Origin of the sequence: Stenotrophomonas thermophila (assembly GCF_001499715.1) — a bacterium.
GTDB classification, from domain to species: domain Bacteria; phylum Pseudomonadota; class Gammaproteobacteria; order Xanthomonadales; family Xanthomonadaceae; genus Stenotrophomonas; species Stenotrophomonas hibiscicola.
Map to the genome: position 1 here is coordinate 1 of NZ_CVIW01000028.1, position 19,667 is coordinate 19,667.

Annotated in this window: 18 protein-coding genes and 2 pseudogenes; 4 read left to right on the forward strand and 16 right to left on the reverse strand. The window is 66.9% G+C overall.

What is annotated here, in order from left to right:
• Positions 1 to 168: 168 nt before the first annotated feature.
• From BN1263_RS13075 to BN1263_RS13090, 4 genes are read right to left on the reverse strand one after another with little or no spacing between them, the layout of a single operon-like run.
• Entirely contained in the window at positions 169 to 609 is a 441-nt protein-coding gene (locus tag BN1263_RS13075; RefSeq protein WP_448226386.1) for a DUF2894 domain-containing protein, read from the reverse strand.
• On the reverse strand, positions 527 to 1,165 hold the full coding sequence (locus BN1263_RS13080; protein ID WP_058981694.1) for an OmpA family protein: 639 nt from the start codon (positions 1,163 to 1,165) through the stop codon (positions 527 to 529). Before BN1263_RS13080 ends, BN1263_RS13075 begins: the two co-directional genes overlap by 83 nt.
• On the reverse strand, positions 1,162 to 3,426 hold the full coding sequence (locus BN1263_RS13085) for a DUF802 domain-containing protein (protein ID WP_058981696.1): 2,265 nt from the start codon (positions 3,424 to 3,426) through the stop codon (positions 1,162 to 1,164). Before BN1263_RS13085 ends, BN1263_RS13080 begins: the two co-directional genes overlap by 4 nt.
• 10 nt (positions 3,427 to 3,436) lie before the next feature.
• Positions 3,437 to 4,090 (reverse strand): DUF3348 family protein, encoded by a 654-nt coding sequence (locus tag BN1263_RS13090; protein WP_058981697.1) that lies wholly within the window; start codon positions 4,088 to 4,090, stop codon positions 3,437 to 3,439.
• Between the two features lie 145 nt (positions 4,091 to 4,235).
• On the opposite strand from BN1263_RS13090, the gene BN1263_RS13095 reads away from it, so the two are divergent.
• Positions 4,236 to 5,159 carry a M14 family metallopeptidase gene (locus BN1263_RS13095; protein ID WP_058981699.1) on the forward strand — a complete coding sequence of 308 codons (924 nt, stop codon included), beginning with the start codon at positions 4,236 to 4,238 and terminating at the stop codon, positions 5,157 to 5,159.
• On the opposite strand, the gene BN1263_RS13100 is transcribed toward BN1263_RS13095, so the two are convergent.
• The 10 genes and pseudogenes from BN1263_RS13100 to BN1263_RS13145 form a co-directional block, all read right to left on the reverse strand.
• Positions 5,063 to 6,871, reverse strand: coding sequence for a phosphoethanolamine transferase (locus tag BN1263_RS13100; protein WP_058981701.1), 1,809 nt, complete (start codon positions 6,869 to 6,871; stop codon positions 5,063 to 5,065). The two genes, BN1263_RS13095 and BN1263_RS13100, sit on opposite strands and share 97 nt — an antisense overlap.
• Before the next feature lie 73 nt (positions 6,872 to 6,944).
• A complete protein-coding gene (locus BN1263_RS13105) occupies positions 6,945 to 7,331 on the reverse strand; it encodes a diacylglycerol kinase (protein ID WP_021204238.1) in 387 nt (128 codons plus the stop codon).
• A 59-nt stretch (positions 7,332 to 7,390) separates the two neighbouring features.
• Positions 7,391 to 8,623, reverse strand: coding sequence for a HAMP domain-containing sensor histidine kinase (locus tag BN1263_RS13110; RefSeq protein WP_058981703.1), 1,233 nt, complete (start codon positions 8,621 to 8,623; stop codon positions 7,391 to 7,393).
• Positions 8,620 to 9,294: a response regulator transcription factor gene (locus BN1263_RS13115; RefSeq protein ID WP_058981705.1), complete on the reverse strand. Its 675-nt coding sequence runs from the start codon at positions 9,292 to 9,294 to the stop codon at positions 8,620 to 8,622. The genes BN1263_RS13110 and BN1263_RS13115 overlap by 4 nt, the downstream gene beginning before the upstream one ends.
• A 117-nt stretch (positions 9,295 to 9,411) precedes the next feature.
• A pseudogene (locus BN1263_RS13120) lies at positions 9,412 to 9,633 on the reverse strand (nuclear transport factor 2 family protein); the annotation flags it as partial.
• A gap of 72 nt (positions 9,634 to 9,705) precedes the next feature.
• Positions 9,706 to 10,053, reverse strand: a complete 348-nt coding sequence (locus BN1263_RS13125; RefSeq protein WP_021204235.1) for an RcnB family protein — start codon at positions 10,051 to 10,053, stop codon at positions 9,706 to 9,708.
• 134 nt (positions 10,054 to 10,187) lie between these two features.
• Positions 10,188 to 11,624 (reverse strand): efflux transporter outer membrane subunit, encoded by a 1,437-nt coding sequence (locus BN1263_RS13130; RefSeq protein WP_058981706.1) that lies wholly within the window; start codon positions 11,622 to 11,624, stop codon positions 10,188 to 10,190.
• Positions 11,621 to 12,505: an HlyD family secretion protein gene (locus tag BN1263_RS13135; RefSeq protein ID WP_058981708.1), complete on the reverse strand. Its 885-nt coding sequence runs from the start codon at positions 12,503 to 12,505 to the stop codon at positions 11,621 to 11,623. The genes BN1263_RS13130 and BN1263_RS13135 overlap by 4 nt, the downstream gene beginning before the upstream one ends.
• 1 nt (position 12,506) lies before the next feature.
• Entirely contained in the window at positions 12,507 to 12,716 is a 210-nt protein-coding gene (locus tag BN1263_RS13140) for a DUF1656 domain-containing protein (RefSeq protein WP_058981710.1), read from the reverse strand.
• 4 nt (positions 12,717 to 12,720) lie between these two features.
• Positions 12,721 to 14,691 carry an FUSC family protein gene (locus tag BN1263_RS13145; RefSeq protein WP_260832956.1) on the reverse strand — a complete coding sequence of 657 codons (1,971 nt, stop codon included), beginning with the start codon at positions 14,689 to 14,691 and terminating at the stop codon, positions 12,721 to 12,723.
• Positions 14,692 to 14,761: 70 nt separating this feature from the next.
• Between BN1263_RS13145 and BN1263_RS13150 the strand changes: the two genes are divergently transcribed.
• Complete coding sequence (locus tag BN1263_RS13150; protein WP_058981714.1) at positions 14,762 to 15,556, forward strand: AraC family transcriptional regulator; 795 nt, start codon at positions 14,762 to 14,764, stop codon at positions 15,554 to 15,556.
• Positions 15,557 to 15,591: 35 nt separating this feature from the next.
• On the opposite strand, the pseudogene BN1263_RS13155 reads toward BN1263_RS13150, so the two are convergent.
• Positions 15,592 to 16,412, reverse strand: a pseudogene (locus BN1263_RS13155) (alpha/beta fold hydrolase).
• A gap of 957 nt (positions 16,413 to 17,369) precedes the next feature.
• Between BN1263_RS13155 and BN1263_RS20905 the strand changes: the two are divergent.
• Positions 17,370 to 17,567 carry a RasGAP domain-containing protein gene (locus BN1263_RS20905; protein WP_260832957.1) on the forward strand — a complete coding sequence of 66 codons (198 nt, stop codon included), beginning with the start codon at positions 17,370 to 17,372 and terminating at the stop codon, positions 17,565 to 17,567.
• 172 nt (positions 17,568 to 17,739) lie between these two features.
• On the opposite strand, the gene BN1263_RS13165 is transcribed toward BN1263_RS20905, so the two are convergent.
• The gene (locus BN1263_RS13165) at positions 17,740 to 18,114 is read right to left on the reverse strand and encodes a hypothetical protein (RefSeq protein ID WP_058981716.1); all 375 of its coding nucleotides are present in this window, start codon (positions 18,112 to 18,114) and stop codon (positions 17,740 to 17,742) included.
• Between the two features lie 566 nt (positions 18,115 to 18,680).
• Here BN1263_RS13165 and moaA point away from each other — a divergent pair.
• A complete protein-coding gene (moaA, locus tag BN1263_RS13170) occupies positions 18,681 to 19,661 on the forward strand; it encodes a GTP 3',8-cyclase MoaA (RefSeq protein WP_058981719.1) in 981 nt (326 codons plus the stop codon).
• Positions 19,662 to 19,667 lie beyond the last annotated feature (6 nt).

The following is a 19,667-nucleotide window of genomic DNA, read 5'->3' on the forward strand; positions in this document are numbered from 1 at the left end:
TGGCCGGCAACCACATGACCCGCGCAGAGATGCGTAGCTGCCGGCCAGCGGCCGGCACTACCAATCAATGTTCGGCACGGCCATTCGTTGTTCAGCGCCGCGTGCGCGCTTCGGCCGTGGTCAGCCTGGACGTGATGCCGGCCAGCGGCCGGCACCATCATTCAATGTTCAGCGCGGCTTTCGTGTCCGTTTCGGCTTTGCGGTCTCACCGCCGCTGGCGGCGCCATCCTGCAGCGCCTGCAGCCAGGACAACGTGTCCACATAGTCGATGAAGTGGCGCAGGTAGCCGGGGCTGGTGGCCTGCATCGTATCCAGCATGCGCTGCACCAGCACCGCCGAGTTCAGCGGGCCACCGTCGGCGGGGGCTTCGGTGCGCAGCGAGCGGCGCACCTGCAGTTCGCTGCGCAGCTCCGACCACTCGCGCTGCACCTGCTGCAGCATCGGCACCTGCGGGTAATGCGGCAGCGAGCGCGACCGCGCATCAAGATCACGCACCAGTGCGCGCAGGCCCTCCAGCGCTGGCAGCTTACTTGGCATCCGCGGCCTTGGGCTTGGGAATCGGCGCGATCTCGACGCGACGGTTGCGCGCTCGGCCTTCCTCATTGGCATTGGAACTGACCGGCTGCTCGCTGCCGAATGCGGCGGCGAACACGGCGTCAGCCGGTACGCCATCGGCGATGAGCGTACGCGTCACGGTCAGCGAGCGCTGCGCGGACAGCTCCCAGTTGTCGGCGAAACGACGGTTGCCTTCGCGTACCGGCGCATCATCGGTGAAGCCGCTGACCATCAGGATCTCTTCGCGGCTGCCCAGATAGGCGGCCAGCGGCGCGGCCAGGCTGCGCAGCAGCTCCTGGCCTTCGGATTGCAGCTGGTCGGAGTTCAGCGCGAACAGCACGCTGCCGCTGATGCCGATGCGGCCATCCACCAGCGTCACGCGGCCGGCGGCCAGCGGTCCAGCCAGCGCCTGTTCCAGCGTCTGCAGGCGCTTGGCTTCGGCCTGGCGCTGTTTTACTTCCTGGTCCAGCCGCTGCGACAGCTCCAGCTGCACCGCGACCACGCCGACCAGGATCAGCACGAACGCGCCCAGCAGTACCGACATCAGGTCGCCGAAGGCGGCCCAGATCGGGGCGTGCGAACCGCCGTCGACCTCCAGCTCGTCGCTCATGCGCTGCCGGCCTTGCCGCGGCGCGCGGCCAGCTGCTGCAGTTCTTCCATTACCTGTTTCTGCGACAGCAGGCTGAGATCGACCACTTCGCGCGCCTGCGCCACGTAGTAGGCCAGCTGTTCATCGCTGCGGGCCAGCGAGGCATCCAGGGCGCCACCGATCTCTTCCAGGCGGCCGGACAACGCGGTGGCGGCGGCGCCGAACTGCGCGACGGCTTCGCCGAAGGTGCCGGCCAGCTGGCCCACTTCGGCAGCGCTGCCGTTGAGCGCGGCAGCGATGCCGTCCAGCTTGCCGGTCTCGGCAGCGATATGGTCGGTGAAGCGGTTGCCCACGCGTTCCAGCAACTCGGCCGAGCCACCGACCAGCGCGTCCACGGCGGTGCGCTGTTCGTGCGACGCATGGTTGATTGCATCGAGCAGCGTCTGCACGGTGGCCAGCAGGCGGCCGCGTTCTTCCAGCATTGCGTTGTCGCGCACCAGGCTCTCGGACAGCGTGCTGCGCAGCTCGTTGATGACGTCGGCGGCAGCCTTCGGCGCGGCCGCGGCGGTCTGCAGCAGGGTAGCCACCTCGGCCAGCGTGGCGCTGGCCTGCGCGCGACCGTTCTCGCCGATCTGCTGCGCGGTCGCCCCCAGCGTGTCGCAGACCTGTTGCTGCTGCGCAGCCAGGCGTTCGCCATTGGCCTGCAGGCGCTCGGCCAGCTCGCTGGAAACGTGCTGCAGGGCATCACTCCAGCGCTGCAGGCGCTGTTCGTCGCCAGCCTGCAGTTGCGCCTGCAGGGCGGCGTGGGCCTGCTGCAACTCGGCGCTGACCGCGTCCCAGCGCGCTTGGCGCTGCTGCTCGCGGCTGTCCAGGCTGGCCTGCAGCTCGGCGTGCGCGGTGGCGACGGCGGCCTGCGCGGCCTGCCACTCCTGCGAGCGCTGCTGCTCGTGGTCCTGCAGCAGGGACTGGCTGGCGCTGTGGTGCTGGGCCAGTGCCTGCAGCAACGCCTGCGCGTGCTCGTCCAGCTGCTGGCCGGCTGCGAGCAGCGCCTGCTGCTGGCGCTCGACCAGCGCGGCGTTCAGGGCCTGCTGCTGCTCGGCGGCGGCACGCAAGGCCTCTGCATTGCCCTGTGCATCGGCCTGCAGGCGCTCGCCGATGCGCGCGACCAGCGCTTCGGCATGCGTGCCCTGGTTCTCGCTGAAGGCTTGCAGGTGCTGGCGCAGTTCGCTGACCAGCGACTGCTGTGCCTGTGTCTGCTCGCCCAGGACCTTGGCCCAGCTGGACTCGGTTGCCATGCGGCTGCGCTCGAAGCCGTCGCTCAAGCCGGCCAGCTGCTGCTGCACGGCCCGCTCGACACGGGCGTGCAGTGCTTCGCCGTGCTCGGCCAGGCCGGCCAGCGTGGTTTCGGCCATCGGCTGCAGTGCGCCACCGATGGCAGCGGCACTGGCTTCAGCGCCCTCGCGCAGCGACTGCTGCAGCGACAGGGCCAGGCGTTCCTGCAGCGCTTGGCTCTGGGCCAGGAATTCTGCCTGGCCGGCCAGCAGACGCTCATTGGCGGCCGCACTGTGCTGTTCAAAGGTGCTGGTCATCGCCTGCAGGCGGTCGACCAGCGCCGGCAGCGCGGCGGACTGTGCCTGCAGCAGGCGCAGCGATTCGGCGCGCTGCCAGGTCTGCGAATACGGGTGCAGGTCGCCGGCAATGGCGCGGTCCAGCTGCTGCACGGCCTGCAGGCGGTCGCGGCGCAGCAGCGCGGCCAACAGGCCGAGCATGGCCGAGCTGGCCACGCCCGCGATCGAGGTACCGAAGGCCACCGCCAGGCCCTGCACCGGCGAGGCCAGCGAGCCGCGGATGGCGGCCATGTCGGTGGCGCTCTGCAGGGCCAGGCCGGTGCCACGCAGCGTGTCCATCATACCCAGCAGGGTGCCGAGCATGCCCAGCAGCACCAGCAGGCCGACCAGGTATGGGGTCAGCACCGGTGCTGGCAGGGCAGTGCGCTCGCCTTCCACGCGCAGGCGCACGGCGTTGCGCAGGCCCAGCGGCACGCGTTCCAGCCAGGCGGCGAGGCTTTCCTTCGCGCTGGACAGGTCGTTCAGTGCGGTGCGCAGGCCGTTGCTGGCCTGGCGGTAGCGGTACAGCTCCACGCCACCGGCGATGTAGCAGGCCGCGATGATCGCCGCCACCGCTGCACCCAGCGGATGCACCGAAACATAGCCAATGCCGATCCAGCACACGGCCAGCAGGCCGACAAGGAAAACAACGACATGGAAAGCAGTTCTGGACATGGTGTTCCGGTCAGTGGGAGCGCAGGGCGTCTTGCAGCCCTTCGATCGGGTGGAAGCGCAGCTGCAGCTCGGCGAGCAGCAGGGTGCGCATGTCATGGCGGAAGGCCGCGCGCCAGCCAGGCTGGCCGTGCACGCGGTCAAAACGGGCGCCGAGCACTACCGGCGCCGTGGCCAGCAGGCTGTGCTCGCGCGGGGTGAGGGTCTGTTCCATCACTGCATCGACCTCGGCCAGCCGCGCCAGCTCCGGCGAGACCTGTACCAGCTGGTCGCGCAGGCGGCCGCGCAGGCGCCCGGTGGCGGTCTGGATGGCCTGCTGCAACACCCGGTAGCGCTGGCGCAGCGAGGCGAAGTTGGGTGCGGCAGCGGCCTCGGCCAGGTCCAGCAGGCGCTCGGCCTCGGCGTCCTCACTGATCGAGGCGCGCAGGCTGGCGTGCGCCTGGGCGCAGTCGGCCAGCACATCCTCGACCGCTTCGACGGCTTCACCGGGCTCGGGCAGGCTGCCTCCGAGCGCCCCGGACAGGGCCACGGCACGGCTCCAGTCCACCCACTGGCCGAGGCGATCGGTCAGGGCGGGACTGCTGGCCGGCATCGCGCCGTCGCTGAGACGGGCGAGCAGGCGGAGGAACTCCGGTCCACCCAGGACCGGCTGCGCTGCGTTCGCCATCAAGGGGTGAGGGGCCAAAAACCGTTGATTTTACAACCAGATGACCCCGGCTGGATGAAGGCGGGGCCTGGGGGCGGTACCCGCAGGCGCGACAAGGCTTAGAATGTCCGGCTGCATCCACCCGTTCGATCCTTGGAGTACCCCCATGACTGTTGCGCAGTTCTACCCGATCGGCACCCCCGGACAGCCCTGGGGCGACGCGGAACGCGCACAGTGGCGGGCCCGCCAGCAGCGCCAGCGCAGCTACCATGATGACGTGGTGGCCGCCCTTGAGCGCCTGGACGACAGCGTTTTCGACGTGATCCAGTACGGCCAGCTGGACTATGCGCCGGACCATTACCCGCTGTTCGCCGTGGTCAACCACGACTGGAACCCGGCGCTGCCGACCGCGCTGATCACCGGTGGCGTGCATGGCTACGAAACCAGCGGCGTGCACGGTGCCCTGCAGTTCCTGGAGCAGCAGGCGGAGCGTTACCTGGGCCGGCTGAACCTGATCGTCGCGCCCTGCGTCAGCCCGTGGGGCTATGAGCGCATCCAGCGCTGGAACCCGGACGCCATCGACCCCAACCGCAGCTTCCGTGACGGCGGCCAGATCGTGGAAGCCGCCGCCCTGATGGCCTGGGTGGCCGAGCGCAAGCCGAACCTGCTGGTGCACCTGGACCTGCACGAGACCACCGACAGCGACCTGCAGGAGTTCGATCCGGCCCGCTGCGCCCGCGACGGCAAGCCGTTCGAGCGCGACACCATTCCCGATGGCTTCTACGTGATCGGCAACAGTGAAGATCCGCAGGCCGAGTTCCAGAAGGCACTGATCGCCGCAGTGGCGCCCATCACCCACATCGCCCCGGCCGACGCCGAAGGCAATCTGGTCGGCCTGCCGTTGCAGTCTCCGGGCGTGGTCTGGGGCGAATCTCGTTCGATCGGCGCCTGCGCTGGCTTCACCGATGCGCGCTTTGCCACCACCACCGAGGTCTACCCGGACAGCCCGCGCACCAACCCGCAGGAATGCAACGACGCCCAGGTGGCGGCGGTGTGTGCGGGCCTGGATTTCGCCCTGGCGGCGCAGTAGCGCGCCACGTTCCGGGCGGTGACCGGCATCAGCCGGTGCCGCTTGGCCGGCGCGGTGGCGAGCGGCACGCCGGTCGTCGCCCGGCAGCCGGCGAAGACATCCAGATCGCGCTGGTACACGTTGCTGCTGACACCGAACAGGCCCAGCAGGGAATGGAAGACATTGTCATGGCTGTAGGCGCGGTGCAGCGCATTCCCACGCATGCAGGCCAGGTCCAGGCCCGCGTTGTGGCTGAACTCCGTTGAGAACCACATCACCATCGGCACCTGGGTCTGCTCGCGCGGGGCGATGAAGTAGGGCGTGCCATGCAGGTACATGCCGCGTTCGCCGAGCGACTCACCATGGTCGGAGACATAGATCAGCGCAACGTCGCGGTGGGCCGAGTAGCCCCGCAGCAGGCCGATGGCCTCCGCAAGCACCTGGTCGGTGTGCACCAGGGTGTTGTCATAGGTGTTGACCAGCGCCTCGTTGCTGCAATGCTGGATCTGGTTGCTGTCGCAGGTCGGGCTGAAAGCCCGCGACGCTGCGGGATACCGTTCAAAGTAGGTCGGCCCATGACTGCCGAGCTGATGCAGCACGATCAGGGCGTCGCCGTTGATCGCATCGATGCGTGCGCCCAACTGGTGCAGCAGCACGTCGTCGTAGCAGGTGCCGTCGGCGTTGACGCAGTGGCCGGCCACCTTGAGTGCGGGCATGTCCTCGGTCGGCACGCGTTCGCACACGCCCTTGCAGCCGCCGTTGTTGTTGTTGCGCCAGAGCACGCTGATGCCGGTGCGCTGCAGGATGTCGAGCACGTTCTCCTCGGTTGCGGCGCGCACGTCGTCGTACTGGCCTCGGGTCATCTGCGAGAACATGCACGGCACCGAGATGGCCGTGGCGGTCCCGCATGAGGAGACATCATTGAAGCTGATGACGCCTTCCTTGCGCGAGAGCCGGGGATTGGTCGCGCGTGGGTAGCCGTTGAGCTGGAAGTTCTGTGATCGCGCGGTCTCGCCGACGACCAGGATCACCAGCTTCGGGCGCGGGCCCGGCGCGCGCTGTGCGTCCATGCCAATCGCGCGCAGCGGTTGCTGGCGGGTGCTGTAGAGACCTTTCAGATAACCGTGGGTATGCCGCACCACGTTCAACGGCAGCACCTGGTCGCGGATGTGGCGGTTGTTGCGCAGCAGTGAGGAATAGTCCTTGTAGAACGCGAAGCCGATTGCCAGCAGTACCAGCAATGACGCCAGAACGCTGACTGGCCACACCAGCAGCGAACGTATCGAACCGGCCCCGCTGGTGGTGCGCACCAGGGCCAGCCCGGCAGCGGGCAGCACGCCCAGCGCCAGCAGGGTCAACAGCAGTGGCAGCGACAGATAGGCGTTCAGTTCGGCCTGGTTGGTCTCGAACACGTTCTGCACCATGCTGCGGTCGATCAGCACGTTGTAGTGCAGCATGAAGTAGCTGCAGGCGGCGCTGACGACAACGAGCAGCACCAGCAGCGGCCTGCGCAGGAACGGCAGTGCCAGCAGTGGCGTCAGCATCAGGTTGAACAGGCACAAAAGCACCACCGGCAAGCTGGCCAGGAACAGCACGCTGCGCAGGCTGTTGAGGTCGATCAGCCCCCACAGCGTCTTCCAGAGGGCGATGTTTCCAATCGTGGCGAAGAACAGTGCGGCGGCCCAGACCAGAACGATCGGATGGGGCCGTGGGAAACGGAGGCATTGACGCACGAGCAGGTTCCGCGGAACAGGAGTGCGCGCAGTATCGAAACGGCTTTATCAGGAAGTTGTCAGGATTGCCGGGCTAGCCCAGCAGGATCACGCCCCACACCGCACCGACCATCAACAACGCGGTGGTCTGCGCGGCGCTGCCCATGTCCTTGGCGTTCTTGGACAGCGGATGCTGCTCCAGCGAAATGCGATCAACCACGGCTTCGATCGCCGAGTTGAGCAGTTCCACCAGCAGGCTGATGAAGCAGACTGCCAACACCAATGCGCGCTCGACCGCGCTGATGTCCAGTACGAACGCTGCAGTGATCAACAGCGCGTGCAGGAGCAGCAGCTGGCGAAAAGCAGCCTCGCCACGAAAGGTAGCGATGAATCCGTCTCGCGAATGGATCAGGGTGTGGAAGATGCGGCCCAGGCCGGTCTTGCCATGCGGGTACTTGCCGCTGTCCTTGGGGTGCTGCATGCCGTTTCCGCCGTGAAGTGAGCAATCCCCAGCATGTGCAGGCGCGCGTCAGGAAACCGTCAGATGGGCCACTCCAGGCTGAACCGGCAGCCCTGCTGCGAGGAACGCACCGTCATCCTCCAACCCAGGTGCTCGACGATGCGCTGCACGATGGACAGCCCCAGTCCCTCGCCACTGTGCGGGCTGCCGGGCACGAAGCGCTGGAACTGCTGTGGGTCGATACTGGAGGGCAGGCCGGGTCCGGTGTCGGCGAAGGTGAGTGCGGTGTCGTGGAGGGTGATCCTCACTTCGCCCCTTTCGGTGTACTGGCATGCGTTGCGCAGCAGGTTCCAGATCACGCTGTGCGCCAGATCTGCGTTGGTGTCCAGCACGGCGTCATGCCGGGCATCAAACGCAACGATCACCGGCTTGCCGGAAATCCACGGTTGGCAGCGCTCCATGCAGGATTCGATCAATGGGCGCAGGGCCACCTTGTTGCGCGGCACGGAGCCGGGGGTACGTGAGAGCAGCAGCAGGCAGGACAGCTGGCGCTGCATCTCCTGGGTAGTGCGCAGGATACGCTCCGCGCTGGGGACCAGGTGGCTGTCGGACGGAAGCTGGCAGGCAAGGGTTTCCGCAGCGCCGCCGATGATGGCCAAGGGCGTGCGCAGCTCATGGCTGGCATCGCCGCTGAAGCATTGCTCGCGATGCAGGAACCGTTCGAGGTCATCACTGTGCCGGGCGAAGGCACGGGCGAGTACACCGATCTCGTCGCGGGCGTCCTGACAGGGAAAGGGCTTCCGCCCGCTCTGCACGGCATCGGCCAACTGCGTGATGGGCGCGATGACGTGCGATGCCACCCTGCGACCGATCAGGAAGGCGCCGAGCACGCAGATCGAAATGACCACCGCGGCGAAGGCATTGATCAGGTGTTCCAGGTAGCCATAGGGTGCAGCGTCCTGCAGCAGGTAGTAGCGCTGGCCGCCACTGTCGAACACACGCAGGTGCCACTCGTCGGGTCCTGCTTCGCCGTGGTAGCCCAGGCCGTACTGGCGCAGCACCATCGGCACGCTATGGCTGTCGTACAGCTGGCTGCCCGGGGGCAGGGCGGGGCGCTCGCCACGGGCCAGTGCCGCCTGCAGCTTGTGCACGGCACTATCCTGGGTCCGGGCGATGACCGCGGCCCTGACCTGGTCGTAGTCCACCTGTTCGGCCAGGACGATGAAGCCCATCGCGCCGGCCATCAGCAGCACGAACGAAATCGTGATGCGGGTACGCAGGGCCAGGCGGCGGTAGAGAGCGGCAGGGGTCACGCCGGCATGCGCCAGCCGACGCTGTGCACCGTGGCGATCAACGTGGTGCCGAAGCTGCGGTCCACCTGCAGGCGCAGCTCATGGATGTGGGTACGCAGCGCGCCGCTGTCCGGTGGCTCGTCGCCCCAGACCAGGTATTCCATCTCCTGCTTGCGCACGACGGCCGGGGCCGCGCGTACCAGGCACATCAGCAGTTTGTGCGACGTAGGCGTCAGCGCGATGCAGCGCCCCTGTCGCCAGGCCTGCGGCGAGCGCGTATCTACCTGCAAGTCCTTCCACGCCAGTACGCTGTCGACCTGACGGCCCTGGGCGCGTCGCACCAGGGCCTTGATCCGCGCATCCAGTTCCTTCAGCGAGAACGGTTTGACCAGGTAGTCATCGGCGCCGAGAGCGAGGCCCTGCACCCGGTCATCCACCGGGTCGCGCGCGGTCAGCATCAGGATCGGCACCGGGTTCTGGAACTCCTGGCGCAGCTTCTGGCACAGCGTCATGCCGTCCAGGCGCGGCAGCATCAGGTCCAGCAGGATGGCGTCGTAGTCGTGCTGCGTGGCCCGGCGCAGGCCGCTGGCACCGTCGCGGGCGTCGTCCAGCACGTAGCCGATAGGCTCAAAGAAAGCGTACAGGTTGGCTACGAGCTCGGGGTTGTCTTCGATGATCAGCAGGCGGGTCATGGCGTGCGTCCTTGCGCGTGGCCGAACTGTGCCCGATCCCTGACTGATTGCCAATGCGCATGCTGAATGGATCGCGGCCTGGGTTCGGCCGCGTCAAGCGACGTTCAATGGGCCGGCATCTTCGGAAACGAACTGCCAGCCGATATCTTCCGGTTTGTCCGAAAAGAACAGGCTCATGTAGGTCGGCTTGTCCTTGTTGATCAACGAGGTGCGGAACGATTCGACCACCTGTTCGATGGCATTCACATCAGCCGATGATGGGCGCTGGCTTGCGTGGGCCGGCAGGCCTGCGGCGAGGCACGCAGCGAGAAGCGCGTCCTGGATTCCGGTGGTTCGCATACTTCATGACGGCCTTCGTAGGGTGGAAGCGCCGCCGGGGCCACGGCTACAGGGCCCCGGCGCGCTCCGCATTCAACGATGCAGCGCGTCGATGATCAAGCCGGTCGCGATCTCCACCAACAGGTACTCGGTGTCGGACTGGCGCACCCAGCGCTGGCCGCGACCCGGATTGCGCAGGTCATAACGCGCGTAATCGTCCACCCAGTAGCGGCGGTCCACTTCGGCCCAGGGCAGGCGGTCGCCACGACGCCAGGCCTTCTTCTGCCAGCCGGGCGGCGGCGCATCACGGTTGTGCGGGCCGCCGGCATGCGGCGGCGGGCCGTTGCCGCGGGCGTGATGCGGCGGGTCAGCGAAGGCGGGGGCCGCAGCCAACGCGGTGGCGGTGGTCAAAGCGATGGCAAGCAAACGTGTGGTCTTCATGGAAGTGCCTCCGTCATGGCCGCAGCATGCGGCGCTGTGGCGGGAATATAGGGCAGTCAGTGTGAATGAATACGGGTTTGGGCGGCACTTTTCTGAACAGACGGCGCGGCCTGCAGCCGCTGCCAGGCAACGGGTCACTGGACCCCGCCCGGGGCTGAATCTGTTGCAGCCCAGCCTCCACCCAACGACAGGAAAAGATCCATCTGCCGGTCAATGCGCTCCGCGCGCGAGACGGCCAATGCGGACTCCGCATCTGCCAGCGCGGCCTGGGCCGAAAGCAGGTCGAGAAAATCGATCCTGCCGAAACGGTAGAGCTGCTGCGCCTGCCCGGCGGCCCGCGCTGCATCCCCACGCGCCTGCGCCAGGCTGCGCTCGCGTTCAAGCTCCTGCGTGCAGGCAGAAAGCGCGGTCTCGGTCTGGCGCAGTGCCTGCAGCACGACGCCGTCAAAGGACGCGAGCGCGGTATCTGCATTGGCACCGGCCGCCGCGATGCGGGCCTTGGCTACGCGGCGGTTGGGCCAGTGCCATGACAGCACGGGACCGATGCTCGCACCGAAGCCGTCGGCCGACAGCAGATGCGCCGGTGTGCCGGCCACGCCCGAAGAGGCGCCCAGGGTGATCTGCGGATAGAGACCCGCCGTCTCGACACCGATCATTGCAGTCGCGGCGGCCAGGCTACGTTCGGCTGCGCGTACGTCAGGGCGTCGCTGGAGCAGCTGCCAGCCATCACCGACCGGCAGCGCCTGCTCCAGCTCCGGGGGCCGTGGGCACGCTTCGGCCTCCCTGGGATAGTCCGCCGGGAGCCTGCCCATCAATGCGGCCAGTTCGAACAGTGAGGCCTGCCGTTCCGCCAGCAGGTGCGGTATCGCCGCCGCGCTGCGATTGACGGCTGCACCGGCACGGCTGACATCGAAGTCCGTTCCGCGCCCGCCTGCAGCAAGGCGTCGGGTTGCCTCCAGCGTGGCGCGCTGTATCGCCAGCACCTGCCGGGTTGCAGCGAGCGTGTGATTGCTTGTGCACACTTGGAGATAGGCACGGGTGACGGCCGCAGTGACGACCACGCGGACCTGGTCGCGTGCCGCAGCGACAGCCTCCGCGTCCGCGTTGACGGCTTCGATGCCGCGGTGGATGCCACCTGCGAGATCCAGCGGATAGGAGAGGTGGAGGCCCAGCGCGTACGACTGCGGCGCGGCCGACGCCTGGGTGTAGCCACCGGCATGGATGAGCGTGCCCGACGCATCCACGTCGGCCTGTACGGCACCGCGCGCGCGATACTCCAGCACGGTAGCGCTGGCGCGCCGGAGGTTGGCATCGGCAGCGCGCAGGTCGGTATTGGCCGCCAGTGCTTCGCGCACGTAGCCGTCAAGCTGGGGGTCGCCATACAGTTCCCACCACCGATCCGGTGGCGCGTCGTGGCTGAATGATGCCTCCCCGCCCGAGACGAATGCCCGCGCTGCCCGTGGCGTGGCAGCGACGGCATTCGCAGGCAGGTGATAGTCGGGGCCGGAGACGCAGGCCGTCATCGGCAGCAGCAGGGCAAGCAGCCCACCGCGTAGTGTTCGCAGGCTCACTTGCAGGCTCCCTGTGCCGAGGGCGTGATGGTCACGCTCGCAGTGCGACCCACGATCAGGCGGGTGTCCGACGGCGCATCATCGATGCGGATGCGTACCGGGATGCGCTGCGCCAGCCTCACCCAGGTGTAAGTTGGCGCCACGGCGGGCAGCAGGTTGTGTGTGCTTGAGCGCTGATCGTCGGCAATGCCGGCGGCGATGGTTTCCACGTGCCCGCGCACGTCGCGGTTGTCCCCCATCAGCCGCGCCACCGCGGCATCGCCCTCGGTGATGCAGCCCAGCTTGGTTTCCTCGAAATAGCCCTCGATGCGCAGGCTGCCGGTGTCGATCAGCGCCAGTGCCTGCGCACCGGGTTGCAGGTAGTCGCCCGCGTGCAGGTCGAGGTTGGTGATGATGCCATCGGTGGTTGCGCGCACCTCGGTGCGTTGCACGTTGAGCTGGGCAACGCGCTGTTCGGCCCGTGCCTGCGCCAGCGTGGCCAGCTCGGTATCGACCTTGGCGGCATTGCGTTCGCGGGTTTCCGAAGCGACCAGGTTGCCAAGTGCGTTGTCCCGCGCCGATTCGCGGCGGGCCAGCGCCAGCGTGGCGCGTGCGCTGCTGACCGCTGCGTCGGCCTTCTCAAGTGCGGCAGCGAAGCGCGGTTGATCCAGCACCAGCAGCAGCTGCCCGGTACTGACCCGCTGGTTGTCGTGCACCAGCACCTGGGTGACCAGCCCCCCCATGTCTGACGCAACGCGCACGACATCGGCGCGCACCCGCCCATCGCGCGTCCATGGGCGTGTTTCGTAGCGATGCCAGATGGCCAGTGCAGCGACGACGGCAATTGCGAACACTACCAGGGTTGCGCTCCAGCGCCCGATGACAGCAAGCAGGTCTTTCATTTCATTTCTCGAGCAGGGGCGAGAGCCGGATCATCAGCTCCGCCAGGATCACGAACAGGGACAGGCCCACCAGCGGCCGCGCGGCGAACAACCGGTACAGGCCGAGGCTGGCGAGCAGACGTGAGGTCAGCATCGACAGCACCAGCGCGGCGGCGGCCACGGCGAGCAGGCCGGGGATCAGCACGCCATCAATGGAAAGATCAGGAAGCATGAGGTCAGCGCCGGTGGGTGAGCGGAGGTACGAGCAGGTCGCAGCGCAACCCGCAGAGCAGGTGCAGTAGATGCTCTCGATCGACCCCGCTGCTGGCCGCAGCTGCCTCGCGCATGCGGTCCAGAAGTTCCAGAAGATGGATGTCGACACTGCGTGCCGAGTGGGCGCGAACCCCGAAATGTGCAGCGATGCGTTCGACCAGCGCCGCATGAAGCGTCCGAACCTGCGGGTTGTGCAGCCGCTTTTCCAGCGCGCGGAGTTGGCTGGATGCACGTGCCGCACGCACGTCCGCAAACAATGCCCGCAGGTCGTGCGCGGCGCTGGGACGGCCCTGCAACCTGGGAGCGAGCAGCCCGATTCGATCCAGCATGCGGCTGAGCCACGCGCGGCTCGCACCGCCTTGTCCGGCGGCGTGTCGTGCGATGTCCCGACGGATCGACCGCTCCAGCCGAGCGCGGTTGCGGCCCGCATCGGCGGTCTGCAACAGCTGCATGCTGCACAGTGCCACCGTCGTACCGATGAACAACGCAACGCTGTTGTTGAGCGCGCCGACGATGTTGGTCGTATTGGTCGCGCCCAGGCTGGCAATGAGCGGAAACGTCAGCACCACGCCCAGGGCAGCCATGGTGAATGGCGGCCGGGCCAGGAACGATCCGCACAGCAGCAGTACCGGCGCGAGCGCGGTAATCAGGCCGGTGATATCGGACAACGCGGGGAAGATCAGCAGACCGTAGAGCAGGCCGACGGCCACGCCGATGCAGGATCCCACCAGATAGCGCGTGACGTGTGGTGCCGGTGCTTCGAGGGTGCCGAACAGGACGCATGCAGTGCCGATGATGGACACCGCCGTGGCGCCGTCCGACCAGCCCGTAATGATCCACAGCACGCAGCTCAGCAGGATGCCTACGAACGCCCCCAGTGCGCTGCGCGCGGCGTTCCTGTGATCCCGGTGAATCGCTGCGCCCTGCACATTCCGCGCAAGACGGTCAGGCACATGCAGGCGCCAGTCGGGGCGGGCAGTGTGCAGTTGTGCCTGCAGCACGCGGCAGTCGGCGTGGGCGAGGTCGAGTTCGGCCCGTTGCGCGGCGAGGCTGGCCTGCAGCAGATCGCGCCAGCCGCTTGCATCCATTGTGCCGGCCTGCGGTGAACGCAGCCGAGCGATGGAATCTTCCACCGCGCTGGACAGCATCAGCACGTCCAGCATCCGATCATGCAGAGCACGCAGGATCTGCACCTGGGCCACGCCGTGGGCGCTGTCGAAGGGCAGGTGGATCGACAGCACATGCAGCTCGAGCAGGTCCGCCGCCACTTTCGAGCGGTCCGTCGCCAGCACCGTGTCCGATGCGCCGGCGCGCATGTCCCGTGTCCATCGTTCCGCGTCATCCAGCACGGCAGCGACCCGTGCGTGCACGCGCATCGAGACCCGGCGCGGCAGCACCAGCGCGTGTACCAGCGTTGCGGCCAGGATGCCGATGGCAATTTCCTGCACCCGCGTGATGGCAATGGTGAACACGTCTCCCGGCACCATCACCGCAGGAAATCCAATCAGGCTGGTGGTATAGCCGGCCAGCAGGAACGCATAGGCACGCGGCGTGCGGTCGAGCATCGCCAGATACAGGCACAGCGCCATCCAGGTGGCGAGCGCGGCGCTCAGCACCAGGGGTGCATTGGCGAAACGCGGCACCAGCACGACGGTGGCGACGGCCCCGCCCACGGTACCGAGCAGGCGGAACAGGCCGCGGCTAAGTGTCGCCCCGGACAGAGGCTGCGATACCAGATAGACCGTGCCGATCACCCAGAACGGGCGATTCAGGCCGATCCTTAGAGAGACATACAGCCCCAGCGACGCGGCGAGCAGGCATTTGAGCGAGAAGAGCACCGCCTCCTGATCGGTCCTGAGGGCAGGGCTTTTCAACCGGGCGAATGCCTGGAACACGTGGGGACGGGCAGGAGTGGGGGAGTGCATGCGGCTCATGCTAGTGATCGGCCGCACCGGCGAATTTCGCTACAATGACAATCAATCGCTAAAACCGGTCAATGTGAGAATGGCTCGCATTTCGCTCCCCGGCTTTGACCTGGACCCGGACGAGACCGATCGCCCGGCGGTTGCCAGCCGCCTGCAGGTGGCCGAGCACGACGCGGAAATTCCGGTGCATGAGCATCGAAAGGGCCAGCTCATTCTTGCGCTGCATGGGGCGGTGACCTGCGAAGTGGCCAATGCGCTGTGGATCGTGCCGCCCCAGTGTGGCGTCTGGATTCCGGGCGGCATGCCGCACAGCAACCGCGCCACCGCAAACGCGCGCCTGTGCTACCTGTTCGTCGAGCCCGGCATCGTCGACCTGCCGGCGCAGTGCGTGACGCTGGCCATCTCGCCGATGCTGCGCGAGATGATCCTGCACCTGGCCGACGCGCCGCTGGACTATCCGCATGGCAGCCACACCGACCGGCTGGCGCGGGTGTTGCTGGACGAGCTGGTACAGATGCCGGCTGAGCATCTGTCGCTGCCGGTCAGCCATCACCCGAAGGTGCGTGCGCTGGCTGCGGCGCTGTCGGCGGATCCGACAGACCGCAGCACCATCGGCCAGTGGGCCGTGCGCCTGGCCCTGGGCGAGCGCACGTTGACCCGCCTCATCGAACGGGAAACGGGACTGTCTTTCGGGCGCTGGCGGCAGCAACTGCACCTGCTCATCGCCATTCGGGAACTCGCCGCCGGTGCACCCGTACAACGCGTTTCCGAGACGCTGGGCTATGAGTCGGTGACGGCCTTCATCACGATGTTCAAGAAAGCGCTTGGCCTTTCCCCGGCGCGGTACTTTGCGGTGCGCCTGCGTGGGCAGTAGCAGGGAACAGCGGGGGAAGCCCCTGCCTGGAACAGCTACTTTAAAGTGCCTGAGACAGATTGAATCGCGGCCACCACCGCAGCAGGATCCTCGCGCTGGAGGGTGTGCCCGGTCGCCAGGTAGCGATGCGAGCCGCGCGTGAATCCCGAGAAGAGCAGGGCGTGCTGTGCTTTCCAGAGCGCCTTGCCCGCTGCGGTCTCTTCGAAGAACAGCGGTTCGGCAGCCAGCTGGGTTGCAGTCAGCAGCGCTACCGGCACGTCCGGCATCGTGCGCGGGGTTTCCGCACCGGGTGCATCCAGCTGTTCGGTCAGCACGGCATAGTCGGCGGCCATGGCCGGCGGCAGCATTGCCTGCAGCTGGGCATCGTCTGCCTGCACGCGGGTACTGTCGGACTGCTTGAACGCATGGCGCTGACCCATCGTGGCCGGGTCCACCAGCACCAGGCCCTGCAGGCGTTCCGGATGGCGGCGTGCAAACTCCGTGGCCAGCAGGCCGCCATAGGAATGACCCACCAGCACAACGCGGCGACCGGGAGCGAGCGTATCGATCACGGCCGTGAGGTCGGCCAGATGCGCATCGATGCGCTTGGGTGACCGTCGCTGCCGGACTTGCCGAGCCCTGCACGGGCGTAGGTGATGCTGTGGTAGTCGCGCCCCAGACCCGCAACCACTTCCTTCCAGGCGCCCGAGCCTTGCCCGAAACCGGATTCAAAGACCACGGTGATCGGGCCGGCCCCGGTCTCTTCGGCCTGCAGCGCGTAGTCGCCGCAATCCACCTGGATTTCCCCGGCGTGGGCGGTGCCTGCAGCGGCCATCACCGCGGCCAGCACCCACAACGTCACTCGGCTGCTCTTCATTGCCATTCCCGTGGGCCGTGACGCGTGCCAGCCCTTCCGATGGGTCAGGTCTGCAGCGGAGTGCCGCAGCCTGCCGACCTCGCGACAGGTCGTGCTGGTAACGTTGTGAGGTATAACACCGATTCCCCGTGCAGGAAGTCATGGTGCATGAGGTCGCTGCGCCTGCGCTGCGGGTTCTTCCGCCCGCCTATCAACGTGGCTGACCTTGCCGGCATCTGGTGCGTCGGATCTGACGCTGCTTTTGCCCTTTGCCGCCGGCGTTGCAGCAGTTGGAGGAAGGGACGCCGGCAATCTATTAGGTTGCATTGGCTCTCGTCTGCGCTATGGTTGGAATTCAAACTGTGTATTGAGCCCTATGAAGCTGACGCGCGGATGGTTTCTTGCACTATCTGTAATGTGGCTGGCCATTTTCGCTTTGATGCTGTGGCTGGGCCGAATCTGGGATGCGTGTGGTGCCTTCCTGGCTGCGACAGCCTTCGTTCTCGTTGCGTTTAGGAGAAAGCAGCATTTTGCAGATGGGTCCCCGGAGTAGCGGGCCTTCTCAACCCCCTCTTTGCAAGGGGGCTTGAGATCATGACGTCACAGGTAATCGCATCGCGCTGGTCACCTCGGCAGGTACCGCCCGCTACACCATCCGGCAACTGTTGACCGTGGTGAATGCGAACGTCAGTGCGTTCAACAGGACATTCCGTGCCCCGATTCATCACCCCCGACGAGGTCTCCCTCATCCAGGGGAAGCTGACTGAGAAGACCGAGCGGAGATCTACTTGGGGTCATGATTTTTGACTCTGCGGCGGGGTTGGCCGCCACACCTTGCATATTGGGGCCTTGATGATGGTGAGGATCCTGACAGCACTACTTCTGATTGGAGTCGGACTTGGATTCTCTGGCGGCGCATGGGCTCTAGGAAAGCGGCCCTTCAAGATGCTCCAGTTCTGCGTGCATGACCAAGACGGCTTGAAGCGGTTCAAGCAGACCCTCAGCTCTACCGCCAAGGACGAAGGAATGCAGTTCTTTGATGGCAGCGCTGAATTGGATCGCCAGCTTGCCAAGGCAAAGGTGGACATGAAGCGCCCCGTCGTCTACGTCGGAGTGAAGCGGGAAGATGGCTCTGGACTGGAGGCGGGGATCTCGGATTGGATCGCTTCGAGATAGCTATCGGCTTTTCTGAAGGAAACGCCCGCCGAGGCACGGTCATTTTCTGTCCGCGTCGAACGCGCTTTGGCAGATCGCTGGAATGTACACGCAGTTCCCCCGGACAAGGGCGCTGCGCCGACGGCGTGTCGGTCGGGAGGCGATTCTCGCTGAAGGGCGTTGTGCATCGCGTTCACCCTTCGGGCTGCAACCGCCCCACCGCCTGCGCGCACAACGACTGGCAGGCCATGACCAATCCCTCCATCACCCGGTCGCCCACGTACTGCCCGGGTTCGCCGTTCTGCCGGGTGCGTTCGGCCGCCAGCAGCATTTCCAGCACCACCCGCAACCCGCTCAACGCGCAATCGGCGTCGGCCAGGGCCAGGCAGCGCCCGGGCAGCTGATGCCGCTCGGGCCAGGGCTGTCCATCGGCCGCCGCACCGGAGCCGATGCGGTTGAGATTCGCAATGAAGGTGTTCCTGTCCACAGCAGGCGCAGGCTGTGGCGAACCGTCGTCGTGGGCGGTACCGCGGTAGGCGTGCAGATGCGGGAGGTCCGATTCGTTCATGGCAAGGCTCCGTGCAGGGCAATCGGTAGCCGCCACCCATAAAAGTGGCGGACGGTACGTGGTTCGAACACCGGGTTGATGTCAGTCCGGCGGGCCCGAAGGCCCCCACGCACCGCCCGCCATAGCCGGCAGACGGATTGCCAGCCGGCGCCACGCTAAGGTGGCGCCGGCTGGCAAGCGCATACATCAACATCAACTCGGGTGTTCGAAGCCCGGCCACCCTTTTCCGGTGGCACGCCATCTGAGCCCCTGGCGCTGTGCAATGCCAATCAGAAGAGTTGCAAACATCACTCGATTGGAGACGCTTTTGACATTGTCCTACGCTGTTAAGCCCCGCCAGTGCTGGCTGGCGTAGTGATCCGCCCGCAACGTGCAATCTGCGACAGGTGTCGAGGTTGTCACGGCGAACGGGCCGGGCGGTGAGGGCCTATCACGACAGGCGGCGCCAATTCAGGCTGCGTGGCTCACGGGTTGACGCTTTCAACGCCCCAGCGCACTCTGCGGGCTGGGGTCGACAACCCGTTCAGGGGCAGGGCTGCAGGGTGGTACCAGGAGGCGGAACAGCCATGAGCCAACTCACCGACAGCTTCGGACGCAGCTTTCCGTACCTGCGCTTGTCGCTCACCGAAGCCTGCAACTTCCGGTGCAGCTACTGCCTGCCCGACGGGTACCAGGCCGACGGCCGCCCGCGTTTCCTGCAGGTGGATGAGATCGGCCGCCTGGTGCGGGCCTTCGCGGCGCTGGGCATGAGCAAGATCCGCCTGACCGGCGGCGAGCCCTGCCTGCGCAAGGATCTGGACGAGATCATCGCCACCGTGGCGGCGGTGCCGGGCATCCGCAAAGTGGCCATCACCACCAATGGCACGCTGTTGCCGAGGCGCCTGCCGGGCTGGCACCGGGCCGGCCTGACCGCGCTGAACGTGAGCATGGACAGCCTGCAGCGCGAACGCTTCAAGATCATCACCGGGCACGACCGCCTGCCGGAGATCCAGCAGGGTCTGGCGCTGGCGCAGGCGTTGGGCCTGCCGGCGATCAAGCTCAACGCGGTGCTGCTGCGTGGCCTGAACGACGACGAGCTGCCGCGGTGGATGGACTACCTGCGTGACCGCCCCTTCAGCGTGCGCTTCATTGAACTGATGCGCACCGGCGACAACGAAGCCTATTTCCAGCGCCACCACCTGCGCGCCGACGTGGTGGTCGAGCAGCTGCTGGCCGCGGGCTGGCAAGAGCGTCCGCGCGCGGCCGACGCCGGCCCGGCGCGCGAGTTCGGCCACCCCGACCGTCGCGGCAGCATCGGCATCATCGCCCCGTATTCGCGTGACTTCTGCAAGGGCTGCAACCGCCTGCGGGTGACCGCCAAGGGCGACCTGCGGCTGTGCCTGTTCGGCGAGTTCGGCGTGCCGCTGCGCCCGCTGCTGCAGCGCGATGAGGACCACGACGCGCTGCTGGCACGCATCACCACCCAGCTTGGCCTGAAAGCGGCCGGGCATGGACTGCATCAGGGCCAGACCGGGCTGACCCCGCACCTGGCCTCCATTGGAGGATGAGCAACA